The organism is Metabacillus niabensis (assembly GCF_902829255.1).
Lineage (GTDB): Bacteria > Bacillota > Bacilli > Bacillales > Bacillaceae > Metabacillus > Metabacillus niabensis.
In genome coordinates this window covers 1-4,810 of record NZ_CADEPK010000269.1, presented here as the reverse complement: position 1 = coordinate 4,810, position 4,810 = coordinate 1, and the positions used below count along the sequence as shown (strand labels likewise).

Annotated in this window: 5 protein-coding genes; all 5 read left to right on the top strand. The window is 32.8% G+C overall.

Annotated elements, in window-relative coordinates; all coding sequences use genetic code 11:
* Positions 1 to 613: YesL family protein (locus HU235_RS16075; protein WP_174880858.1), on the top strand; the 613-nt coding region annotated here is incomplete at its 5' end.
* A 26-nt stretch (positions 614 to 639) separates the two neighbouring features.
* Positions 640 to 1,437, top strand: coding sequence for a Nif3-like dinuclear metal center hexameric protein (locus HU235_RS16070; RefSeq protein ID WP_174880857.1), 798 nt, complete (start codon positions 640 to 642; stop codon positions 1,435 to 1,437).
* A 379-nt stretch (positions 1,438 to 1,816) separates the two neighbouring features.
* A complete protein-coding gene (locus tag HU235_RS16065; RefSeq protein WP_095300065.1) occupies positions 1,817 to 2,671 on the top strand; it encodes a carbon-nitrogen hydrolase family protein in 855 nt (284 codons plus the stop codon).
* A gap of 199 nt (positions 2,672 to 2,870) precedes the next feature.
* Positions 2,871 to 3,677, top strand: coding sequence for an adenosylmethionine decarboxylase (gene speD / locus HU235_RS16060; protein WP_145580977.1), 807 nt, complete (start codon positions 2,871 to 2,873; stop codon positions 3,675 to 3,677).
* A 264-nt stretch (positions 3,678 to 3,941) separates the two neighbouring features.
* Positions 3,942 to 4,802, top strand: a complete 861-nt coding sequence (locus tag HU235_RS16055) for a serine/threonine-protein kinase (protein ID WP_370877277.1) — start codon at positions 3,942 to 3,944, stop codon at positions 4,800 to 4,802.
* The last annotated feature ends 8 nt before the right edge of the window (positions 4,803 to 4,810 follow it).

Sequence of the window (4,810 nt, the reverse complement as noted above, 5' to 3'; positions counted from 1 at the left end):
CTTTATGACATTGAAGCCATCATTTTCAAATTTAATTCTATTCTTCTTAGCTTTAATTCCATCGGGTCCAGCTATTGCTGCATTAACTTATAGTATGGAAAAGCTTGTAAGAACGAAAGAACTATCTCCAGCACGTGATTTTATAGAAGGATATCGAAAAAATCTAAAGGATACATTTACTATATGGCTCCCGATTCTAGTCATATATTTTATTTTGTTAGTTGATTTACAATATCTTCGTCAAACACCGACTAGTACAAATCAAATTCTTGCGATCGTCATCTTTGTCTTAACCGTTATTTGGACGATGGTAGTACTCAATATAGTATCAATTAATGCTCGATTCAAGTTTAGAGTAAGAGATACATTTAAATTATCTATTTATTATAGCTTCATGAAATTTAAACAAACAGTTGGAAATTTGCTCATTCTATTTATCGTTGCCTATTTGACCTCAATTACAACGAATTTCTTCATCGTTTTCACATCAAGTATCATTGCATTCGTAATGTTATTAAATACGAAAGAGATATTAACAGATATTGAACAAAATTTTTTACGACCTGAATCACCCAATTTAAAAGAACAAAATGAAAATTTAACTATGATTTAACGCTTTTCCTATAAGGAGTAGTAAATATGACAATATCAATTCAAGAAATTGTTGATAGTATAATAGAACCAGTTGGAAGCTTAAAAAATACAGTAGATAAGCTTCTTATTGGAGATCCCAAAAAACAAGTAACCGGTGTCATAGTTGCATTTGTTGCATCACAATACGTTATCCAACAGGCTATCAATTTACAGGCAAATTTAATTATTACACACGAAGGGATATTTTATCATCATCATTCAGAAAAACGAGAATATATGAAAAATAATTCGGTATATAAAGATAAACGTGACTTAATTATTCGAGGCGAGTTATCGATTTTTCGTTGCCATGATTATATTCATCAATATCATCCAGATGGAATGATGGCTGGTTTATTAATGGCCTTGGATTGGGAGAAGTACGATGTGGAGCATAAACCTGTCTCATGCATTGTCCAAACACCAAATATGACCGTGACAGAGATTGCCAAACATATAAAATCTAAATTGTCGCTTCCCTTTGTTAGAATAGTCGGTAATGCTTCATTATCTTGTACACGAATCGGTTTATTGGTAGGCTTTCGTGGAGGTGCTGAAAACGCTATACCATTGTTTGAAGACGAGGGAGTAGACTTAATTATAGCTGGAGAAGGAGCAGAATGGGAGACACCCGAATATGTAAAAGATTCAGTTATTCAAGGGAAACCAAAAGCAATGCTTTTTATCGGACATGCTGCAAGTGAGGAACCTGGAATGCATTATTTAGCTAAACGAATTAGTACAACGTATCCGAATATCCCTGTCCATTATATAAAAGAGAAGAATCTCTTTGAAGTAATTTAATTTCTCCTGCTATTGTCCATAATACTAAAACACTTTTACAAAGAATGAGTAAAAGTGTTTTTATTTTGCTCAAAAATTCATTTTATTCTCTCTCTAACATCAAGCTGAAAGATTGTTGTTATTGCACTATTTAAATAAAGGTTGATTAGAGGTAGATGTGAGAAACCTGTGGGATGCGTGGTATAGGTTAATGTAATGTTAAACAAGTGTTTACACTAATGGAGGTTAAAACATGTAATCGTTATAATAATAAATTCACACGATAATTCAAATTGAAAATATTGTTAACTCTTTACACTTGCCATAAAGGATTGATAACGAATAATATAGATAAGATAGTAAAAAGAGAGAGTATCGTTGAATTAGAGGGGGAGATTGCATGCAAGTAAGAGTTTCTGCGGTTCAATATCATTTACATTCTATTCGTTCATTTGAGGAATTTGCCTCTCAAGTTGAACATTATATAAAAATAGCGGAAGAATTTGAGGCAGAATTTGTTATATTTCCTGAGTTTTTCACAACACAGTTATTATCGATTGGTGATGAGAACGGAAACGCACTGCCAATTGATCATTTACCAGATTTCACGGATAAATATTTAACACTATTTAAAAGCTTAGCAGCTAGTAAAAATCTTCATATTATTGGAGGTACACATGTAGTCCGCAATGGTGATAAATTAAATAATGTTGCTCATTTATTTTATCCTAATGGCAAGGTCGCAACTCAAGCGAAACTGCATATGACACCAACTGAATTAGTTGAGTGGAATATGCAGGGTGGAGAAGGGCTTCAAGTTTTTGAAACAGAAAAGGGTAAAATCGCGATGTTAACTTGCTATGACATTGAATTTCCCGAAATCGTTCGGATTGCTAAAGCAAAGGGGGCGGATATTATTTTTTGTCCATCATGTACTGACGATAAGCATGGTTTTTATCGTGTCCGCTATACATGTCATGCAAGAGCTGTAGAAAATCAAGTTTATGTCGTTAATTCCGCAACAGTTGGTTCACTTCCTACAGTTGATTTTATGAGATTGAATTTTGGACAAGCTGCTGTCATTACCCCAAATGATATCCCTTTTCCACCAAAAGGAATCTTAGTTGAAGGAGAAGCGAATCATGACCAAGTTGTCACAGCTGACCTTAATTTAAGCTTACTTGAAAAAGTCCGTGAAAAAGGCTCTGTTACAACCTGGAGAGATCGTCGTACAGATTTATATCCTGATTGGTAAGAGGAATAACGGGATAAGGAAATTCATTTTTTAGCTTTGATACACATAGAAAAACTCTAAATTGATGCCAAATCCCTAACAAAGGACGCCAATCTTAATAGGCGTCTTTTTTCATAATAAAAAAGAGTTCTTTTTTTAAAAAAGGGTAAGCTATAAAAGATGTAATCATGAACGGTAAAATAAAGAGGAGGAATGTTTTTTGAAGCTTACACCTGAACAAAGAATTCAATTACATGGATTTAATAACTTAACGAAGTCTTTAAGCTTCAATATGTATGATATTTGTTATACGAAAACAAGAGAGGAACGAGAAGCATATCTCGAGTATATTGATGAACAATACAATGCAGAAAGGCTGACAAATACGTTAAAATCCGTAACAGATATCATTGGTGCCCACATATTAAATATTGCAAAACAAGATTATGTACCACAAGGTGCCAGTGTCACAATATTAGTGTCTGAAGGACCAGTTATTGAAGTACCAACAGAATCGTATGATGAATCACCAGGGCCTTTACCCGAAGCGATCGTCATGGGATTAGATAAAAGTCACATAACTGTCCATACATATCCAGAGTACCATCCAGATGAAGGAATAAGTACGTTTAGAGCAGATATTGATGTATCGACATGTGGGGAAATATCTCCTTTAAAGGCACTTAATTTTTTAATCCATTCCTTTGATACAGATATTATGACAATGGATTATCGTGTAAGAGGCTTTACAAGAGATATTAAAGGACAAAAGCTATTTATTGATCATGAAATTACCTCAATTCAAAATTATATTCCAGAAGAAATAAAAGAACAATTTCATATGATTGACTTCAATATTTATCAAGAAAATATTTTTCATACAAAATGCAAATTGAAAAATTTTGATTTAAATAATTATCTGTTTGGTTACACAAAGGATAAATTAAGTAAAGAAGAGCAAGCAGAAATAACGGAAAGACTTACGAAAGAGATGGATGAGATCTTTTACGGTAAAAATATAATTTAGATGTTAGGTTCTCAAGTTGCAAGGGCTGTTTCATATACAGCCCTTTTTAATAATTATAATAAACTGCAATTCTTCGCCAACAGCTACAAATCCTTTTCTTTATAGCAATTTTATCATTTTAAAGAGAATAAACGACTATGTTTTGATTTTCTTCAGAGGTTACAGTTCATCCTACATATCTATTAATTTACATTTTATGTTAAAATTTATAATAGGTTTTAATTGCTTGAATTTTTCACATGGAGGTTGAACGATATTCATAAAATGACACTTGGTAAGATAGCATTTCAATTAAAAAAGCCACATGATTTCTCTTGGTTAGAACCAATTGGAGAAGTGTTTTCTGTTTTTGCCGAACAAGATTCAGGTAATATTTGCTTCGGTATTGAAAAAGATGGGATGAAAAGATTTGTGAAATATGCAGGTGCAAATACTATGAATTATATTGGAAACACAGCGGATGCAATTGATAGACTGAAACGTTCTATACCTATTTATAATACATTGAAGCATAAGCATTTAGTAAATTTAGAAGATCATTTCGAAGTTGACAATGGATATGCATTTGTTTTCGCATGGTTTGACGGGGAATGCCTCCATCCGCATTGGTCATTTCCTCCTCCACAAAAATACACGAATCCAAAATCTCCATTTTTTCGTTTTAAGCAGTTACCAGCAAAACAAAGATTAGCTTCTTTAAAATGTATTTATGAGTTTCATGTCTTTGTAGAAGAAATGGATTATGTTCCAATCGATTTTTATGATGGTAGTATCTTATATGATTTTCAAAATCACGTTTTAAAGATTTGCGATATAGATTTTTATCAAAAAAAGCCCTTTTATAATACAATGGGAAGACTTTGGGGATCAAATCGGTTTATGGCACCTGAAGAATTTCAATTAAGTGCTGAAATAGATGCAAGAACAACAGTATTTACAATGGGAGCGACAGCATTTTGTTTATTAGGCGGGGAGCTTGATCGTTCTTATTTAAAATGGGATGTAGGTGAGGAATTATACGCTATAGCAAAAAGGGCAACCGAGAGTGAAAAAAGAAACAGGTATTCAACCGTGAAGGAATTCTATGATGAATGGAACTCAGCTTCTAAAAAATACTTAAAATAATAAAATAT